We start from the raw sequence: 18,917 nt of genomic DNA, 5'->3' as shown, positions 1-18,917 counted from the left end.
CGATGCCGATGGTCACCTCGTCACTGATCGTCTGCTCTCCTGCCGCTTCGTGCCGCCGCCGCTGCCGCTGTTGGCCAAAGCAAGGTCGCCTGAAACCTCATCTGCTCGGCCCCCGCGAAACTGGGGTGGTTGAGGTTGTGGTAGTACTGCATCCCAAAACTCATCGCCTGCGTTCCGATGTGCGTGATCTTCCCGACACCGATCCCGATCGGGACAGTCCACTTCTGTCCGTCGGCCGCGCTCCAATCGGCGGTGATGATCGGAGCGGTCGTGATCGACCAGGCGAAAGGCAGATTGAAGTTGATGAACGGCTGCGTCGTGAACGTGTTGAGGACGTGTCCGTGCGCTTCGCCGCCGATGCGCCAAATGTTGTTCGCCAGCATGCCGACGACCCACGGTCCGGTCGTCACGAGGACGACGGCGGTGGGTCCGAATCCCCACTGACCGGTCCGAACGAAACGGTTGGTGGCAGTCGGAAAAGAGAAGATCGGGCCCGCGCCCCAGGTGAGCTTACCAGGCTTGGCCGGCGTGATGTACGCCTGCTCCTGTATGTCGGCTGTGCCGCCCGTGCGAAAATCGGTGATGACAGGAAAGGTGTCGCTCGAGAACGGAATGCTGACGAACGGGATGATCGTGCGAGAGACGAGCAGCCAGCGCTTGCCCATCGGGAGAGGAAGAACCGGCTGAACGTTCAACACCATCTGACTATTTGGTCCAAGTCCCCCCGCCGTGTAGTAGTTGTACTGCAGCGGAAACGAAACGAGGTTCGCGACCGGGTTCTGCGATGCTTTGGCGAGTTGGTCTTCAGAGGGGCCGCCGCTCGAGCTCTGAGCGGAAAGCGGCGTCGTGAGCACGGCCGCGATCTCGAGAGCAATCGCGAACGGGGCGAGCGTGCGGATCAGGGGGCGGGGACCGTTGGGATCGTTTACCATCGGCACATCTCGAAATGGAGAAATGCTTTTTATGAGCGTCCGCGGGCGCAGGCGAGGGGACTTTGGTAAACGGGACTTCCCCAACGATCGCGCCTCCATCAGCTGCGAAGTTGCAGTCTCGAGTGCGTCCAAAGTCGCATGTCTTTCGGCCAACGTGACGCCAATCTTCCGCGCTTCTCTGCTTGGATTGGCCGATGAGGCGGGCAGTAAGGGTGACGTTGACGACCTGCGCCGCGGCGTTCGCGATCGCGGGCGAGCGTGCGGGGGCGCAGATCGACACGAGCGGACACTGGCGCTTCGACGTCACACCGTATCTCTGGATGTCGTCGCTCCACGGTCGCGTCGGCGTCGGACCCGTCGCGACCGACGTCAACATCAGTTTTCACGACATTCTGAAATCACTCAAGTTCGGCATCATGGGCTACGCCGAAGCGCGTCGTGGGCCATGGATGGCCGGCTTCGATGGGATCTACGCCTCGCTCGGCAACGAAGCCGTGTTCGCGGTCCGCGGCGACACGGGGCAACTCGAGCTCAAGCAGAAGGAGACGATCATCCAGCCGGTCGGCGGCTACACGATCGGCAATCAGATGTGGGCGGTCGACTTCCTCGGCGGATTTCGCTACTGGGATTTGAAGACGACGATCGACGTCGATGTCGCACGGCGGCCGACGAACCCGCATTCGATCACGCAGCAGTGGGTCGACGCGACCGTCGGCGCTCGATTCCGCGCAACGCCGTACAAGAAGGTCCACGTGATCATCGGCGGCGACGGCGGCGGCGGCGGGTCGCACGGGACGTGGCAGGGATACGTAATGGCCGGGTACGACGTGTGGTCGAGAGTCGCGCTCGGTGCGGCATACCGGTACCTGTCGGTGAACTACGAGAGTGATCGGTTCCTGTTCGACACTCGGACTCGAGGATTTGGACTCGGTGCCTCTATACACTGGTAGTCCGTAGGCTCGGCCGGCCTGGCTGGGTTGACGGAGTGGCTTAAACGCGATCGCTGCGGCGCCGGGCACTCTAGTCGTCAGCGACAGGCGGCCGCGACAGGCACGGCGCGAACCAACAGCCGCGCGCGGTGCACTCCGAGTGCAACGAGCACTCGCGTTTTCGCGTTCCCTGGCCTTCATTAGTCACGCCAGTCAGGCCAGTCACGCCGCGGGTCACACCCGCGATACGTCTTCACCATCCGAGACCATGCCGAAAGCAGTCGTGATGTCCGCGCCCCGTGCGCCGCTGACCGTAACAGAGATCAAAGAGCCACAGCTCGAGCCCGGCGCGGCGGTTTTGAGAACTCTCTATTCTGAAGTCTGCGGGACCGACGTCCATCTGCATCACGGGCGTCTCCAGGTCCCGTTCCCGATCATCCCCGGCCACGTCTCCGTCGGCGTCGTCCACAAGGCGCGCGGGAATCTCACCGACATCAGCGGCGAGGCGATCAAGGAAGGGGATACGGTCACGTTTCTCGACGTCCACGAGACGTGCAACAATTGCTGGTACTGTCTCGTCGCGCGGCAGCCGACCAAGTGTCCGAATCGCAAGGTCTACGGCATCTCCTACAGCTCGAACGAAGGGTTGTTGGGCGGATGGGCGGAAGCGATTTGGATGAAGTCGGGCGTGAAGATGATCAAGATTCCGAAGGATCTCGATCCGGACACGTTCATCGGCGGAGGGTGTGGACTCGTCACCGCACTGCACGCGGTCGACATGGCGCAGATCCGCCTCGACGAATCGGTCGCGGTGCTCGGCGTCGGGCCGGTTGGTCAATCGTGTGTCGCGTTTTCGTCGTTGTCAGGCGCGGGTGAGATCATCGCCGTCGGCGCGCCGAAGGATCGGCTGGCGTTTGCGAAGCGGATGGGGGCGACGCAGGTGTTGGGTTTGGATATTCCGCCCAAGGAAAGAGGTGGACAGGTGAACGGGTGGACGGGTGGACGGGGCGTCGACGTCGTCATCGAGGCGAGCGGATCGGCGGACGCGGTGAGCCAAGCGCTCGACATGGTGCGCGACGGAGGACGAGTCGTCGTGTGCGGGCACTACACCGACAACGGCGCGATCGAGATGCATCCGCACTGGCAGCTCAACCGGAAGCACGTCGAGCTCAAGGGATGCTGGGGGTCGAGGTACGATCACTTCCATAGAGCAGTGTCGTTGACGGCGCGGTTCGGTGCGTTGAAGCCGTGGAGGGAGATGGTGTCGGGACGGTTTTCGTTGGAGAAGGCCGGGGAGGCGTTGGCGGCGGTGGAGAAGAGGACGGCGATCAAGGCGGTAATCGTCCCGAATTGAGGCGAAAGAGGCGAACGGCGTTGCATCGTGCTGACGCTGCGTGGGTCGCAGGTCTCAGACCGGCATCGAGGGGTCAGCGTCGAGATGTTGAAGTTCAACGCAGCTCTCACCCCTCTTGTCTCGATGCTTTATGCTCGATGCTGGTCTCACGCCCCGGGCCGCCACGCCAGAACTCAGTCCGACCCGCCCTTACAGCCCGTAAACAATCGACCACTATCCCGTCAGCCGAACTAAGCGTACCCTGAAAGCGTGTACACGACCTGTCTCTTCTGTCACTCCGACCTCGGCGCCAACCACTTCTTGCCGACGTTTCCGGTCGGCCGCCGGCTCGCGTTTGACACCAAGAAGGGCCGGCTGTGGGTGATCTGCACGCGGTGCGGGCGATGGAATCTCACTCCGCTCGAGGAACGCTGGGAAGCGATCGACGAGGGTGAGCGGTTGTTCCGCGGAACTCGTCTGCGGATGTCGACCGACAACATCGGGCTCGCGCGTTTTCGTGGAAGCTTCGAGCTCGTTCGCATCGGTCCCGCGCTGTTGCCCGAGATCGCGAGCTGGCGCTACGGCGCTCGCCTCGCGCGCATCGAGCCGGATCATGAGCATCAACGCGGACTGATCACGCGCGGTGCTCAGCTCATCGTGCGCGGAGTCGCCGGTGCGCTGGTGCATTACGCGCATGCGGTCGGGCTGAGCGACGACGCGGTGCTGAGGATGCGCACGTTCCGTCGCAAGAATGGAATTCTGCTCCGCACCGGCGACGAGCAGGGCCACACGGTTACGGTTCGCTACTCGCACCTCGGCGCGGCGGAGCTGGTGCGTCCGGAGCTCGATGCGCCGTGGCAGCTTCGTCTCCACCACGACAACGGAATCGCGACGCTGTCGGAGTCGCCCGCGCTGCGCGTCGCGGGAAAAATGCTCGCCACTCTCAACTTCGGCGTCGCGAGCAGCACGGAAGTGTCGCACGCGATCGACAAGCTCGACGAAGCCGGCGATCCCGAAGGCTACTTCACGCGCGTCGCGTCACTCGCCATGCGCACGTCGTGGGGCCGATTTCCCGATGCGCCGAGGCGGGAGGAGACTCCGCCGAAAGGCTCGTTCTCGGAGCGGCTCGCGCTGCAGTTGGCGAATCGGTCGTTCTGGGGGCGCGGCGGGACGGGAAGCGACGAACAGACGCCTCTATATAGGTTGCCGGCTGTCGATCGACTCGCGCTGGAAATGGCGGCGAACGAGGACATCGAGCGAAAAGCGATGCGCGGCGAGCTCGATGCGCTGCACGCGGCGTGGCAAGACGCCGAGCAAATCGCGGCGATCGCGGATGAGCTGTTCTCGGATGGAGTGCTCGAGGAGTTCAAGAGACAGTATTACGCGAGAATCGCAGCTGCTGAAGAAAGCTGACGGCGCAGATGCCGAACGGCGCTGACTTCCGAACGGCGCACACAAAGAGCGCGGCTGCCGAAAGGCGCGAAGGGCGCGACTGCCAAACGGCGAGAAGGGCGCGACTGCTAGACGGCGAGAAGGGCGCGACTGCTAGACGGCGCGAAGGGCGCGACTGCCAAACGGCGAGAAGGGCGATTTAAACGGCGCTTGACGGTCGGGCCGTTTGTCAGCTGCGTCGTTTGCCTTCGCCCGACAAGGCGAAGGCTCTTATCGCAAACGAGTCCAGCGCTGCCGCGTCCGGGATGATTCGCGCGGCTCGGGCTCGCAATGAGTCGGCGGCGTTCTTCCGCCCGTCGAGCAACGCAATTCTGCGCAGATATACGATCGACTCGAGGTCGGACGGGTCGAGCGCGAGCGCATGCTCGAACGCGTTTCGCGCCTGGATTACCGACCGGCTGCGCAGCGCATCCGTCCCAAACAGTTCCTTTCCAAACTCTCGCCACGCCTCGGCATCATCCGGATAGTCGACGAGGATCGATCGGTACGTCTCCTCGGCGGCGACGCTCAATCCGCGATTCCACGCGGCGTAAGCCGAGATGAGCCGTTGGTCGCGGTCCGGAAGGTCACCGGCGTAGCGGACCGCGAGATCGATTGCTCGCTCGGCAACCTCGGTGCGCGCACACCATCGGCTCGCAACCGAGAGCCGATAATACGCGATAGCGAACGTGGTATCGGCCATCGTCGCGTCGCGAAACGCGTCGGCCGCGGCGGCGAAACGTCGCTCGCGCAACGCGGCCGATCCGCGCAAGAACGCCTTCATCGCGACGACTGACCTCGTGGAGAGAGCGGCCGACTGGAGAAGGTGATCGATCGGCCGATCATAACGCGCGGCGACGAGCCGCGCGGCGAGGTCGTCGACGAGTCGCAGCAACTGGTCCGGCGCGCCTTCGACGACGACACGGTCGCCGATCGTCGAGCCCGTTCGCGAATCGAGGAGCGATGCCGACAGGCGGATGCTGTTCGAGTCGCTCGCCAAATCGCCCAGCACGTAGAGACCGGCGCCCTGATCGAAGGCGCGACGTCGGGCCGCGCCCACGTCGCCATCCGAGGGCGCGATGACCCGGAGAGAGCCGGCGCCATCGAGATCGGTGCTCACGAGCGAGGTTGCCTCGACGGCGAGCGAGGAATCACTCGATTTGTAAACCCGGAGCGGGAGGACGGCGACGACGTTCGCGGTGTAGTGAGTCGAGCGGGTCCACGATCGCGCGGCCGCCGGAATGACGACGGCCGCGAGCGCGGCCACGACGATCGCCGGTCGTCCCGCGAGTCCGGCAATCGCTGCTCGCCACCGACTCAGCGGTGCGGCCTCGCGCTCCGTGGCATTCTGCTCGGCGAGCGCGGGTTGTGCGGTCGGCGACGAGGAAGTGAGCAGGCGACGATGCGGCACCTCGGGCGCGGCGCCGTTCGGGTGCTGAAGCGCCGTTGTGTATCGGACGACGCTTTCGTCGGGCTCAGCGTCGAGCTCGGCGCGGAGGAGCTCCGCGTGGTTGCGAGCGGCGATGAGAGCGCCGGTCCGGTCGCCGGCGTTCACGAGTGCGCGGAGAAGGCCGAGCGCGTTCCTCGCGCTGAGCGGATCGATCGCGTTGGCCGCGCGCCACCGCTCGACGGCCGAGGGATGATCGCCCTTCGCGGACGCGCGTTCCGCGAGACGCTGCAGCGAGGTGAGCGCAAGGTGCCGCAGTCGAACGCGCTCTCCGTCGGCCCACCGTTCGAAGGCGTCGAGTCCCGCGATGTGAAATGACTCGAGAAACGGCCCGGTGTAGAGAGGGGCGGCGCGTTCGAGATCGCCGATGCGCACGGCATACTCGAAGTCCCAGAGGTCGACCTCGAAAAGAACCGGGTTGAGTCGAAAACGACCCGCTTCGTAGATGATCTCGCCCGCACCCAGATCGCGCCGAATCCCGAAAAGGATTTGCCGGAAGCTGTTATTGGCGCGGAGGGTGTCGCTCTCCGGCCAGAGCAGCGCCAGGATGCGATCGCGCTCGACCCCGTCCGCGCCCGCCACCGCGGCGATGCTCAGCAGAGCGAGCGCGCGCCGGCTGCGGTGAGTCGGCGAATTGCCGTCGCCGATGGAGAGGCCTCCGAGCGTGTGAAGCCGGAGGGAGCGAGGGGGAATTGTCACAATCGGCGCGGCGTCGCGCAAATAACGAAGGACTAACGGCGGGTTGATGGCGCTCCGCTAAAATGGCTGTCCCCATTGGGGAGGGCAAGATAGGGCTCCCGGAGCTTAAGGGATCCTTAACGATGATTTCGCCAGTCAGGCGATCTCGTCCATTTGGTCAGGAAATTCGGTTGGCCCGGAAGGCGGGCGGCGCTGGCGGGTTCGGATCGAGGGATACACAGATTAAAAGAACCTTAACAAAGAGAGTTGTGATGGTACCTCGGGCGTGGCACCCCGGCCAATGAGGTCGGTTCGTAGAGCCCAGGTCTCGATGCATGAGGCGAGGCCGCTGCGCGATCGACGAGGCGTCGGGCCGGCGACGACCAACAACCGGCGACCTTAATTCGTTGGGGGGGTAGCGGTATGAGGAAGTTCTACTTGTTGGCCGCGGGGGCGATGACGCTCCTAGTTGCGGCGGCGTGTTCGGATCGCACGGAGCCAACCGAGGTCACGCGGAGTGCGGTCAAAGCTCATTCTTCGCACGACGCGGCCCCCAGCGGGGCGGTGTTCACGTCAACAAATCCGGCCGACGATCCAAACGTCTCGCTGAGTTCGATGCATGACCTGTGCACGAACGGGCTCGACTCGAGCCCCGTCAACAACTGCAACATCTACGCGCAAAAGGCCTATGTCTGGCTGACGGGCGGCCCGGCCAGCGCCGCCTTAAGCGATGGTATTTACGTGTTTGCCGTCCTCGATCCGAGCGGCCAGGGCGACCCCAATGAGTGCGCGGCCGAGAATCTGTCGGACGCATGCAATGGCGGCGGCGGTGACGTGTGGTCGCATCGCGTGTTCTCCATCAGCGGCGGCGTGATCACGTATCCTGCCGCCGGTTTTCCGGGAGGGCACGACTACGATGGCGCTCGACATATGGTGCGGCTGCTGCCCTACGACAACACGTCGAACCCTGGCGGCGAATACGTTTTCTCAGCATGCAGCATAGGCGCTGTAGATCCAAACGGCCCTGCTCCAGTCCTCGATCCCAGCCAGTGCAAATACGACAACTTCAAGGTGCGGGAAGGCTGCACCGAGGATTGTGGAGGCACCCCACAGGACGCGACGCTCACAACAGAGGTCCACTTAGCCGATCACACCGTGATCGACGGATCTTCGACGCTCTACCTGAGCGCCTTTGGGACGCTCAGCGTGCACGACAAAGCCATCGTGACGTTCGGCGGCGGCGGCAGCCTTCCGGACGGAAGCAGTGTGGTCTTCTATTTCTTTGGGAATAGCTCGTGTACAGGCACGCCCTTGGGTGGGCCCGATTCGCACTCGATTAGCGGGGCTTCTCCCGCATCGTTCGACGGCGGTCTCCCGGAGACGATCAGCCTGCCCGGTTCATACGGGTACAAAGCCTTCTTCTACAGCGGTGACTTGACGCTGGTCACGGATGCCGAAGGCGTCTGCGAGCCGTTCAGCATCGCGGGCCAACTCGGGAAGACGATGGGCTTCTGGGGGAACACCAACGGCGTCGCCTATATCACGGGCCACGGTGGGTACTCGGGCAACGCAACGGGCATTGGCCGAGGGTCGAACATCGACACTCAACAGGAAGCCCTAAAAGTTCTACCGTCCACCCTCAACGCTTGCGGATCGGGCTCGCCGAGCATCTACACGGTGGGCGCGGCGACCACGACGAATCCGCTGAAGAACTGCACGCTGGCGAGCGGAATTAGCCTCGGCGCGTTCAACACGAATGCCGGTCAAATCCTTGCTCTTCATTACAACATCAACCTCGTCCCCACCTTTACTGGGCAGTCGATCGGCGCTCTGGGTTGCAGCGCGTATTTGACGGCCGGGCTAACGGCCTTGAATAGCGTCAACGATGCGTTCGCGGCTGCCGTCACCCTGGTCGACCATAGCGCCAGTGGTGGGAGCACGACGCAGTCTGCGATTGGCGCGATGAACCTCTTGTTGAACTGCCTGAACCGCGAATCGTAGGCTGTACTGAACGAAGAAAGCGGGCGGGGAGACCAAAATCGAGTCTCCCCGCCCGCTTGCTTCGCTTGAAGATGTGGTGATTGACGCGGTTACTTCTTGATGCTGACCGTCAGCGATGAGGAAGCCGTCAACCCGGCGTTGTCGATGATGGTGAGCGTCACTCTATAAGAACCCTTGCCAGAATAAGAGTGCGAAACTTTTGACGCGCTGGTGGTGACGGCGCTCGAGGTTCCACCGTCGCCAAAGTTCCATGAATAAGTTGCGATGCCGTTCACGGCCGTGGAACCGCTACCGTCGAACGCGCAGGTCGATTTAGGGCATCCATTGACCGAGAAGGTCGCGACCGGTGGGTGGGACGACGGCGCGGGGGGCGGCGCAGGCGTCGAGGTCGTGTCAGGTGGCGGCGGCGGAGGTGCGACCCCTGTGATGTTGGAGTTCAAGAGCAGATTGGCCGTCCCAGTCGTCACACCGCTAACGACGCCTGGTATAGCGCCGCCCAGAATGGCGGCCGCGGTTTGTGCTGGCGACGCGGACGGGTACGCAGATAGATAAAGGGCTGCCACGCCAGCCACATGCGGAGCGGCGACGGACGTCCCGCTGGCTACTGTCGTCGCAAGATCGCTGGTATTGGTCGCAGTCAGGATCGCCGACCCTGGCGCAAAAAGATCGACGCAAGATCCGAAATTCGAATAAGAGGCCTGGACGTCGTATGAGCTCGTGATGTCTCGCGTCGAAGCAGCCACCGTCAGCGCATCGGTCGCACTTGCCGGCGAGTAGTTGCAAGCATTGGCCGCGTAGTTTGCCGCGGCAACGGCGTAGACGACTCCTGCCGCGATGGAATTCTCTACCGCCGCATTGACCGTCGACGAGGTGCCACCGGCAATGCTTATGTTCGCGACGGCTGGCAGAACGCGATTCTTCGTAACCCAGTCGATGCCGGCGACCAGCGCGCTGTAGGCGCTATAGCCAGAACAGTCGGCCACGCGGACCGCGTACAGCTTTGCCGCCTTCGCGACACCGTAGGTTGCGCCACCGGCAACAGCTGCGACCTGCGTGCCGTGACCGTAGCAATCGCTGGTGCCGTAACCATCATTGATCGCCGTGTAAACGCCGAACGCTCGGCCGCCGAACTCCACATGGGTCGTCCGGATGCCGCTGTCGATGATGTAGACGTTGACTCCGCTGCCGTCCGCGCCGTAGGAGTACGTTCCGTCGAGCGGCATATTCCTCTGGTCGATTCGATCGAGATTCCAAGGCGCTGACAATTCTGTCCCGGAAGCTTCGAGTTGCATGAGCGCGTCCTGCTCGATGTTCGCGATGCGCGGGTTGTGTTGCAGCGCGTCAATCGCTTGATCCGGCAGTTGGGCGGCGAACCCTTTGATCGCGGCGTCGTAGGTGAAGATCGGCGATCGGCCGTACTGACCGGCGATCTTGTTTGCGAGTCCCTGCGCGTCGTTTACGGAGTCGACGAACGTGATGATGTACTGACCCGGGATGGTCTCGGCGTTCGCTGCGGCATTCTTGAGCACCGACGATGCATTCGTGGGCGCGGCGGGCATCGTGGGCTCGTTCGCGCAAGCCCAGAGCAGCGAAGCTGTGAGGACCGCCGCGGCATTGATGACAACGGCAGGCCACCGGCGTGCGTTTGTCTCGCGCGATTCGGCGGCGGTTCGAGTCGTGAACATTGTCTCCCTCAAGCTCTCGAGTCGTTCGGCGGCTCGACTGGCGTGGCGCCATCACGGGAGGAGGGCGCGGTAGCCTCGTAGCTTTGCGTCGCCGGTTTTCACCGGGTTTGCCGTTATCGCGATCAATCCCGGTTTGAGGGAAGGCGCGTGTCCAAATGTTCGACGGAGAGAGCGATGAAGCCGTAACTGAAACGGGGTAAACGATCTGGATACAAAACGTTCCAGACAACAGGCCACGACAGGACATTGGACGGTGTGCGCTATGACGATGGCATAGCGGCTGAAGAGACGAGTTGTGCGGAGTGGTCCGCGTCACGAAACGCAGCAACCAGCCCTACCGAGCACTGTCAGCCCTCCGGATATTGCGATGGTTCGCTCCCCGGAGCCTGAATGCGCGCTGTTGCGTTGTTGGTCATCGGATCGTTCGCGGTAGCCTGCCAGAACTCATCGTCACCGCCGGCCAAAGCCGGTTCGTCAGGCGCCGCGATCGCCGTCGCTCCCCCGAACAACAAGGACGGCGAGTGGCTGATGCCCGGCCGAGACTACGCGAACAGCAGGTACAGCAACCTCGCGCAGATCACGTCGGCCAACGCCAAGGACTTGCACGTCGCGTGGACCTTTTCGACCGGTGTGCTCCGCGGCCACGAGGGGCAGCCGCTCGTCGTCGACAACACGATGTACATCGTCACGCCGTATCCGAACGTGGCGTACGCGTTGGATCTGACGCAGCCGGGATTCCCCGCGAAATGGAAGTACCGGCCGGAGAACGCGCAGGCCGCGGTGGGTGAAGCGTGCTGCGACGTCGTGAATCGCGGAGCGGCGTACGCGAACGGCAAGATCGTGTACAACCTGCTCGATGGGCACACCGTTGCCGTCGACGCGGCGACGGGGACGGAACTGTGGCGGGTGAAAATGGGCGACTTGAATCGCGGCGAGACGATCACGATGGCGCCGATCGTCGTGAAGAACAAAGTGATCGTCGGCTCCAGCGGCGGCGAGATGGGAGTGCGCGGCTGGATCGCGGCGCTCGACCTCGAGACCGGAAAGCAAATCTGGCGCGCGTACAACATCGGACCGGACCCGGACATCAAGGCGGGGCCGAGATTCAAACCCTACTATAAGCAAGATCAGATCGCGAATTCGGGGACGGCGTCGTGGCCGGCGGATTCGTGGAAGGTCGGTGGAGCGACGGTCTGGGGGTGGGTGTCGTATGACCCCGAGCTCAACCTGATTTACCACGGCACGTCGAACCCGGGGCCGTGGAACGGCAATCAGCGCCCTGGCGACAACAAGTGGAGCGCGGCGATCATCGCGCGCGACGCGGACACCGGCGAGATGGTCTGGGCGTTTCAGCCGACGCCGCACGATGTCTGGGACTACGACGCGGTGAACGAGAACATCTTGGTCGACCTGCCGATGAACGGCACCACCCGAAAGGTGCTGGTCCACTTCGACCGCAACGGCTTTGGGTACACGATGGATCGCGCGACCGGACAAGTGCTGATCGCGCAGCCGTTCGTGCCGATGAACTGGTCATCAGGCGTGGACCTCGCGACCGGGCGGCCGAACGTCAACGTCGACAAGGCGACGGCGCAAGGAAAGCACGTGAAGGACATCTGCCCGTCGCTCGAGGGCGGAAAGAACCAACAGCCCGCGGCGTTCTCGCCGAAGACGGGACTCTTCTACGTGCCGACGAACAACCTGTGCATGGATTTCACGGGCCGAGAGGTGACGTATATCGCCGGTACGCCGTACATCGGCGGCGACGCGCCCGAAGTCGGCGGTCCCGGCGGCTACAAGGGCGAGTTCATCGCGTGGGACGCGGTGAACGGGAAAAAGCTCTGGGGCATCAAGGAGCCTTTCCCCGTCTGGAGTGGCGCGCTCGCGACCGCGGGGAACGTCGTCTTCTATGGAACGCTCGACGGCTGGTTCAAGGCCGTCGACGCCGTGAGCGGTAACGTTTTATGGAAGTTCAAGGTCGGCTCCGGGATCGTCGGCGCGCCGATGACGTACACCGGACCCGACGGCAAGCAGTACGTCGCGATCTACTCCGGAATCGGTGGCGATATGGGACTGCTCATCGCCGGCGACGTGGCAGCCAACATGCCGTACGACGTTCGTGAACGCGGCACAACGCTGCCGGACCTGGCCAGATACACTTCGTGGGGTGGGATGTTGTTCGTTTTCTCTCTGTAGGCTGGGAGGCTGGGGGCAAAGCAACAGCCTGAAAAGAACGCGGATTTCGCGGATAAACCACGGATTTCGCGGATACGGCTACAGGCGACAAAAACAAACTCTTTGTGAACTGCCTCGGGGCGTTTCTTGCGGCAGTGACATCCCGTCTAGCTGGTACGGCCATCGTGCCACAAGGAACGCCACTCATGCAACTCTCCTCGACATTCCAAACCGCCGCGGTACTCCTGGCACTAACCGGCGTCGGCGTGTATCGAGCCCAAGGGACGACACGGCCGAACCAACAGATCCATGTGACCGAGATCGGCACGCAGCCGACGTACTTCGTCGAGCATCCGGACAACATTCAGCCGGGGCTCAACCTCCAAGGCCGGCTCGCGACGCTCAAGAATCCGTACTCAGGCAATCCGGCCCGGATCGATGAGGGCGCCAAGCTGTTCGTGGCTTACAACTGCTTGGACTGCCACGGGGCCGAGGGCGCGGGGGCGATGGGGCCAAGCTTACAGGACGGACGCATGCACTTCGGAAGCACCTCCGGTGACATCTTTCAATCCATATATGAAGGGCGCCCGGACGGAATGCCGTCGTGGGGCGGGAGGATCGGCGACGACCAGATCTGGCGGCTCGTCGCCTACGTCGAAACGCTTTCCAAAGGCCACAGCGTCTCGACGGAGAACTTCACCGGAAAGACGATCGATCGAGGAGGACGGTAGTGACGACGACGCGAGTGCAGGACCCGACCACCACGCATCCCGACTACATCGCTGATCTGATTCACGAATCGTATGCCGGCCCGGCCTGGCACGGCCCGTGTGTCGTTGAAGCGCTGGCCGGCGTCGACGCCGAAGCGGCGACCAAGCGCATCGCGCCGCACCGCCACTCGATCTGGGAGCTCGTGTTGCACCTCGCGCACGGACGCCACCTGCTGATCGAGCGACTCACCAACGAAAGCATTCCGCCGTTTCCTCGGCCGATTAAAGAACCCTGGTGGCCCGCGTCGCCGGCCGATTTGAGTGAGACGGCGTGGCTGGTCGATCGCGATTTGCTGGACGACTACCAGGAACGCCTGCTCGCCGCGATCCGCGCGGCCACGCCCGAGCAGCTGGCGCGCGTCCCGGAGCGCTCCGATACGCCGATCGCGAGACAACTGGTCGGCATGGCGCTGCACGACACTTATCATGCAGGGCAGATCAAGCTGATGGCGTTGGCGGCAGGTGTATAGGAGTTGCGTTGACTTCGCAGATGCCGAACGGCGCGACTGACGACGGGCGCAGCTGACGACGGGGCCTGACAACGGGCGCGAAGGCCGCAACTACCAAGGGGCGTGAACGGCGCAACTACCAAGAGGCGTGAACGGCGCAACTGCTCGACGACGTTCGGCAGTCGCGCACTTCGCGTCCTTCGGGAATCGCGCCCTACGGCAGGTGCGGTGTTGCTCAGCAGCGCCGTTCGTCAGCTGCGCAGTTTGCAGTTCATTGGAACGTTTTGTATCACCGACGCCCGAGTCGTGGCGGGTATCACAGCAGGAGAGTCCTCAAAGGCGGGTATTACTCCGCTGGCTCCCTCTCAGCCACGCATCAGATGTCGACGCACACTCCTACGCAGAATCTGACCGAGCGACGGCGCTCGTTCCCGCTTCCCACGCCGCGCTCGTATCGTCGATTCGCCGCCGAGTCGATGTTGTCCATCGAGCGCGTGCTGGGCCGTTCGCGCTACGCCGAGCGGGCCGGCGTCTTCAACAACGCGGAGATGGTGGTGTGGCAGTCCACCCGGCGCTTCTGGCTCGCGGGAGCCGTGGCGGCGGGCGGCATTGTGCTGCGCCTCACGGGCTGGGCGCGCGGGCCGGTCTGGCCGATCCTCGCTATCGCGCCGGCGTACGTCATCTTCGTCGCGCTTTTAACAGTCTTTATTGAAGGACGCGAAAGGGTCACGCGCGTGGCGCTCGTCGTGCTCGCGCTTGCGGACGTCATGGCGATTTATGCGACGGCGCTCCTCGTCACGAGCCCCGCGTACTACGGCCGCGCCCTCCTGCTGAGCCTTCTGGCTCTGCAATTGATGCAGATGTTCTTCCTACGCTCGCCCGCCCTCACGGTGGTCGTCGCGTCGTCAGCCGCGTACCTGGGCCTCCTGGTCGCGGCGGACCATCGCGGCATCTTCATCGACTGGCGCGAGCAGTGCTGGATGCTCTGCGTCTTTCTCATCGTGTCGTTCCACGGGATGATCCTTCAGGCGAGCGCCAACCAGCGCCTCGCCGCGCTCGTCGACCTCTTCGCGGCGGCCCAGCGTGGTGACTTCGGGCGCACGTTCGTGGAATCGCGCAACCGCGAGCCCGACGCCATCACGGTGCTCGGCCGCGCCTACAACCACATGCGGTCCGAGCTCGCCGAGATCGCGTTCACGGACAACCTCACGAGCTGCTTGAATCGCAACGGATTCGAGTATGCGCTCGACCAGATCATCGACAGCGCGTCGCGCCGTGAGACCGAGATCGCGATCCTCGCCGTCGACATCGATCACTTCAAGGCCATCAACGACTCGGCGGGCCACTTGGTCGGCGACATGGTGCTGCGCGAGGTAGCCATGCTGCTGCTCGACGCGTCGCGCGCCGGGGACGTTGTCGGGCGAGTCGGAGGAGAAGAGTTCGTGATGCTGCTCCCGGGCGCCGACAGCGAAACCGCGGGGGTGGTCGCCGAGCGACTGATGGACTCGATGCGCTCGCACACGTTCCGCGTTCCGCAGGGCAACAAGAAGGTGACGATCAGCGTCGGTATCGCATCGGAGCGAATCAGCGAGCCGTACATAGCCGGAGCGCTGAGAGCGCGCGCCGACGAGGCGCTGTACGTCGCGAAACGGCTCGGCCGAGATCGAGTCGTGTTGTGGGCGCCGGGGATGCGATCGAACGCGACGCCACCGTACGCGAGGAGAGTGTCGGGGGCGTTCGGGTAAGAGGGTGGACCGGTGGACGGGTGGACAGGTGGACAGGTGGACAGGTGGACGGGAACGGCTGTGAATGACGAGTTCTAGCCTTGTGGTGGTGGGGGATCGAAGCGTCGGACGCGAGGTCCTTCATCGTCGATGCGTTCGACGGCCCATTCGGCGCGGATGCGAACTCGGCGTGAAGAGTCGTCGAGCAAGGTCCGCAGTTGCGGGAGAGCCTCCTTGGCCCATGGGCCGCGGTCACCGAGGAGGATGATGGCCTTCTCGCGTGTGTTGTCGTCGCGCGAGGCGAGGCTTCGGATCAAAGACGCGTTCGAGGCGTCGTCGTCGAGGCGTTCGCCGGGTGGAACGGCGTGCTTGCAGAAGCGGCAGTAGGTCGCATCGGCGCGAATCGTCTTGGCGCACGACGGACAAGGACGTAACTCGTCGATGAACTCGGCGAGGTCATCCGCGTCTTTCAGCATCAACGCGTGGGGCAGGGCTATGACGAACATCGTCGTGCCGTAGACCCACCAGCCGAACCCACTGCGTCCCTTTCGCTCGGCGATCCATGCCGGGATCACGCCGAGGAAAGGAAGAATCCCCGTAAATCCGAGAAACATTCGTCGACAACCAGCCCGGCATCGGCCCTCGGCGGTCAGCCGAGAGCCGTACACCGTTTCACATGGACATGTAGGCCGTTCGCAGGACGGGCAGTGCGCCAATGAGCCAGATGATGACGCCGAAGATTGCCGCGCGTCCCTTGCTCACCTTGCCCGTCACATAGAGGCCAACCGACAGCAAGATCGTCACCCAGATCGTTATCAAATCCAACCGACCCAAGAACTGGTACATGAGCGGATTCGGTTGATCGGCCGCGAAGAAGCGAGCGGGGCTCAAAGAAATCGCCAGTTGCCCGGTGAGGCTCGCCGGATCCATAAGCAATCCTTGCACTCCGCCAAGGATCGCGCCGAGGACTCGCGGCATGTACGACCAGGCCGCGACGACGAGCGCCGCGTGGAAGGACTGCGCCGACCCGACGACCTTGCCGATGACCCAGGAGACGACCCCGATTACCAGAACTGAGAAGAACATGATTACCGAGAGGCCATAGCGAGTAACCGACTCGCTGATTCCCTTCATCTTCGCCATTGCCTCGGGGGTGAGCTGCGGTTGCTGCGCCGCGGCCTTGGCCATGCCGCGTTGGAACTCGGCGTCAAAAATCGGCTCGAGCTGGTTGAACGTGAAGAAGAAAATGACGCCGATGGCGATCGACACGAACAGCAGCGGCGGCCAGACGCTCTTGTTCTCGTTGCGGCGGAACACGGACGCCGGCGAAAAGAAGATGTCGATCAGGTCTTCCCAGAACGAAGCCTTCGGTGGCGCCGCTGGCGTTGTCGAGGCGGGCGGCGCGGCGACGGAGGACGGTTCGGTCATGGTCGAACTCGCGAGAAGGGGGAGAGGACGGAGTGAGGAGTGCGGGGACGATCCGCCAGGTCAAGCGCCTTGCCCCTGGCTCAACTTAGTCTGCTGCGCGGCTGCGGCTCCCAGCAAGCCCCCAAGCCCCATGGACTCGACGGCGGTGCTGGGCACGAGCATCAAGGCGCCCTTTTCCTTGAGACCCTCGTACAGGATGTTCATCGCCCGAAGGTGCAGCGCGGTCGGGTTGTCCTGGTATGACATCGCCGCGTTCTTGAAGAGGTGCGCGATCTCCACTTCGGCCTCGCCGAGGATGATGCGGGCGGCTTTCTCGCGCGCGGCCTGCGCTTCGCGCGACATCGCGTCCTGCAGTGCGGCCGGGATGATGACGTCACGCATCTCGACCGACTGGACGGTCACGCCCCAGGGCGTGCAGCGCTCGTCGATGAGCTTTTGCAATTCGCTCTCGATGCGCTCGCGTCCGCGGAGCAGGTCGCTGAGCGACGTGCGTCCGATGATGTCGCGGAGCGCGGTCTGGGCCGCCCAGCTCACGGCGCGCGCGTAGTCCTGCACCTCGAGCGCGGCCTTTTCGGGATCGTACACCATCCAGAAAAGCACCGCGTCGACGTTTACCGGCACCGTGTCCGACGTGAGCGTCTCCTCGGCGTTGAAGTTGGTCGTGATGACGCGCTGGTCGATCCACGACGACACGTTGTCGATGAGCGGGACGACCCAGAAGAGCCCGGGCCCGCGCAGTCCATTGTATTTCCCGAGGCGCAGCACGACGGCGCGCTCCCACTGCCGCGCGATGCGCGGCGACAACATGAGGATCAACCCGACGACGATGCCGATGACGATTCCGTGCGGGCTCTTCTGCGCGGCGCTCACTGAGAATCCGACGGCAACGGACAACAGGAGCACGAACACCGCGACGATGTTGAACCGCGCGTTCGACTGCGCGACGTGTTTCGGGCTCGGAGTGCGGACTCCGGTCTTCTTCTTCTTGGTCATGGTCAGGTCTTCTCCGTGGTAGAGCGAGACGTCTCGAACCCCTGGAGGTACTCCACGATCTCCCGGAGTGAGATGCCGACCGCCGCGGCGTCAGCCAGCAGACGGTCGGTGAGCGGCCGCAACTGGCGCTCGCGTTCGCGGCGGGCGGTCGCGGCCTTGGGGTGGCTTGGTGCAGGCGGTGATGCGAGCACGAACGTTCCCACTCCGCGCTGCGTCGCCAACACGCCCGAGCGTTCCAACTCGGCGTAGACCTTGGCGACGGTATTGGCGTTCACCCTGAGGTCCACCGCGAGTTGGCGCACGGTCGGCAGGCGGTCGCCCACAGCGAGCCTCCCCTGCGCGATCGCCGCGCGTATGCTGCGATCGAGTTGCGCATAGATGGGAGTCGGATCGTCAGTATTGACGGCAAACACGTTAGTTTGATTGTACTAGTACAGTCGGGGTTATATCCCTGTTGCACAAGGGTGCTCCGATGCGTAGCTTGGCGACATGTCACGACGACGACTCGTTGCCATCCTGTTATCGGTGTTCGCGTTCCTGTACGCGCTCGTCTGGAACTTGGCGCAGATCTCCCCGGACGACGCGGCGAGCAACCTCCATAAGTGGTGGAAGGATCGCGTGCCGCCCTTCCTGAAGGGCGTCCCCGCGCTGATCGGCGTCATGGGCGTCCTCGCGCTCGTGATCGTGGTCTTGCTGTGGCCGGAGATAAAGAAGCTCTGGCGGTTGATCCGGTCGAGTGGCCGTCGCTTGCGATTCGCATGGCGCGCGTTCGTGTCGGCTGGCAAGGCCGAGCGCGATCTGCCCAAATGGATCAAGCAAGCCAGGTATCAGCGCGCCCGGAAAATCAAACTCGTCGGCGAGCTGACCGTTGATCGCAACCAATGGCGCGGCAAGGCCGAAACGGCGTCGGGCGAATTGGTGAAGATGACGAAGGACCGGGAC

Annotated in this window: 16 protein-coding genes and 1 riboswitch; of the genes, 9 read left to right on the top strand and 7 right to left on the bottom strand. The window is 63.7% G+C overall.

All coding sequences use genetic code 11. The features are described 5' to 3' along the window. Positions 1-20: 20 nt before the first annotated feature. Positions 21-932 carry a hypothetical protein gene (locus VGQ44_17590; GenBank protein HEV8448650.1) on the bottom strand — a complete coding sequence of 304 codons (912 nt, stop codon included), beginning with the start codon at positions 930-932 and terminating at the stop codon, positions 21-23. Positions 933-1,126: 194 nt separating this feature from the next. On the opposite strand from VGQ44_17590, the gene VGQ44_17585 reads away from it, so the two are divergent. The 3 genes from VGQ44_17585 to VGQ44_17575 all read left to right on the top strand — a co-directional run bounded on the left by VGQ44_17585 (position 1,127) and on the right by VGQ44_17575 (position 4,607). Next, entirely contained in the window at positions 1,127-1,882 is a 756-nt protein-coding gene (locus VGQ44_17585; protein ID HEV8448649.1) for a hypothetical protein, read from the top strand. Between the two features lie 247 nt (positions 1,883-2,129). Beyond that, positions 2,130-3,215, top strand: a complete 1,086-nt coding sequence (locus VGQ44_17580) for a zinc-binding dehydrogenase (protein ID HEV8448648.1) — start codon at positions 2,130-2,132, stop codon at positions 3,213-3,215. Between the two features lie 249 nt (positions 3,216-3,464). Then, on the top strand, positions 3,465-4,607 hold the full coding sequence (locus tag VGQ44_17575; protein HEV8448647.1) for a hypothetical protein: 1,143 nt from the start codon (positions 3,465-3,467) through the stop codon (positions 4,605-4,607). A gap of 208 nt (positions 4,608-4,815) precedes the next feature. Here the strand turns inward: VGQ44_17575 and VGQ44_17570 are convergent, their stop codons facing one another. Then, the gene (locus VGQ44_17570; protein ID HEV8448646.1) at positions 4,816-6,771 is read right to left on the bottom strand and encodes a BTAD domain-containing putative transcriptional regulator; all 1,956 of its coding nucleotides are present in this window, start codon (positions 6,769-6,771) and stop codon (positions 4,816-4,818) included. Positions 6,772-7,314: 543 nt separating this feature from the next. Between VGQ44_17570 and VGQ44_17565 the strand changes: the two genes are divergently transcribed. Continuing rightward, entirely contained in the window at positions 7,315-8,751 is a 1,437-nt protein-coding gene (locus VGQ44_17565) for a hypothetical protein (protein HEV8448645.1), read from the top strand. An 89-nt stretch (positions 8,752-8,840) separates the two neighbouring features. Here the strand turns inward: VGQ44_17565 and VGQ44_17560 are convergent, their stop codons facing one another. Then, positions 8,841-10,436 carry a S8 family serine peptidase gene (locus VGQ44_17560; GenBank protein ID HEV8448644.1) on the bottom strand — a complete coding sequence of 532 codons (1,596 nt, stop codon included), beginning with the start codon at positions 10,434-10,436 and terminating at the stop codon, positions 8,841-8,843. Between the two features lie 24 nt (positions 10,437-10,460). Beyond that, positions 10,461-10,558, bottom strand: a riboswitch (cyclic di-GMP riboswitch). Positions 10,559-10,826: 268 nt separating this feature from the next. Between VGQ44_17560 and VGQ44_17555 the strand changes: the two genes are divergently transcribed. From VGQ44_17555 to VGQ44_17540, 4 genes are all read left to right on the top strand, one after another. Next, positions 10,827-12,632 carry a PQQ-dependent dehydrogenase, methanol/ethanol family gene (locus tag VGQ44_17555; protein HEV8448643.1) on the top strand — a complete coding sequence of 602 codons (1,806 nt, stop codon included), beginning with the start codon at positions 10,827-10,829 and terminating at the stop codon, positions 12,630-12,632. Positions 12,633-12,817: 185 nt separating this feature from the next. Next, on the top strand, positions 12,818-13,342 hold the full coding sequence (locus VGQ44_17550) for a c-type cytochrome (GenBank protein HEV8448642.1): 525 nt from the start codon (positions 12,818-12,820) through the stop codon (positions 13,340-13,342). Beyond that, positions 13,342-13,851: a DinB family protein gene (locus VGQ44_17545; GenBank protein ID HEV8448641.1), complete on the top strand. Its 510-nt coding sequence runs from the start codon at positions 13,342-13,344 to the stop codon at positions 13,849-13,851. The genes VGQ44_17550 and VGQ44_17545 overlap by 1 nt, the downstream gene beginning before the upstream one ends. A 359-nt stretch (positions 13,852-14,210) precedes the next feature. Further along, complete coding sequence (locus VGQ44_17540; protein ID HEV8448640.1) at positions 14,211-15,575, top strand: GGDEF domain-containing protein; 1,365 nt, start codon at positions 14,211-14,213, stop codon at positions 15,573-15,575. 74 nt (positions 15,576-15,649) lie between these two features. Here VGQ44_17540 and VGQ44_17535 read toward each other — a convergent pair whose 3' ends face one another. The 4 genes from VGQ44_17535 to VGQ44_17520 are packed head-to-tail and all read right to left on the bottom strand — an operon-like array spanning position 15,650 to position 18,388. Continuing rightward, positions 15,650-16,168: a HEAT repeat domain-containing protein gene (locus VGQ44_17535; protein HEV8448639.1), complete on the bottom strand. Its 519-nt coding sequence runs from the start codon at positions 16,166-16,168 to the stop codon at positions 15,650-15,652. Positions 16,169-16,226: 58 nt separating this feature from the next. Then, positions 16,227-16,982 carry a Yip1 family protein gene (locus VGQ44_17530; protein HEV8448638.1) on the bottom strand — a complete coding sequence of 252 codons (756 nt, stop codon included), beginning with the start codon at positions 16,980-16,982 and terminating at the stop codon, positions 16,227-16,229. Positions 16,983-17,042: 60 nt separating this feature from the next. Then, positions 17,043-17,975: a slipin family protein gene (locus VGQ44_17525; protein ID HEV8448637.1), complete on the bottom strand. Its 933-nt coding sequence runs from the start codon at positions 17,973-17,975 to the stop codon at positions 17,043-17,045. Between the two features lie 2 nt (positions 17,976-17,977). After that, on the bottom strand, positions 17,978-18,388 hold the full coding sequence (locus tag VGQ44_17520) for a GntR family transcriptional regulator (GenBank protein ID HEV8448636.1): 411 nt from the start codon (positions 18,386-18,388) through the stop codon (positions 17,978-17,980). 76 nt (positions 18,389-18,464) lie between these two features. On the opposite strand from VGQ44_17520, the gene VGQ44_17515 reads away from it, so the two are divergent. Then, a partial coding sequence (locus VGQ44_17515) for a hypothetical protein (GenBank protein ID HEV8448635.1) occupies positions 18,465-18,917 on the top strand: 453 nt, incomplete at its 3' end.

Source organism: Gemmatimonadaceae bacterium, assembly GCA_036003045.1.
Classification (GTDB): Bacteria; Gemmatimonadota; Gemmatimonadetes; order Gemmatimonadales; family Gemmatimonadaceae; genus JAQBQB01.
Note: the sequence above shows the minus strand (reverse complement) of the source record. Positions and strands in the feature narration are given on the sequence as shown.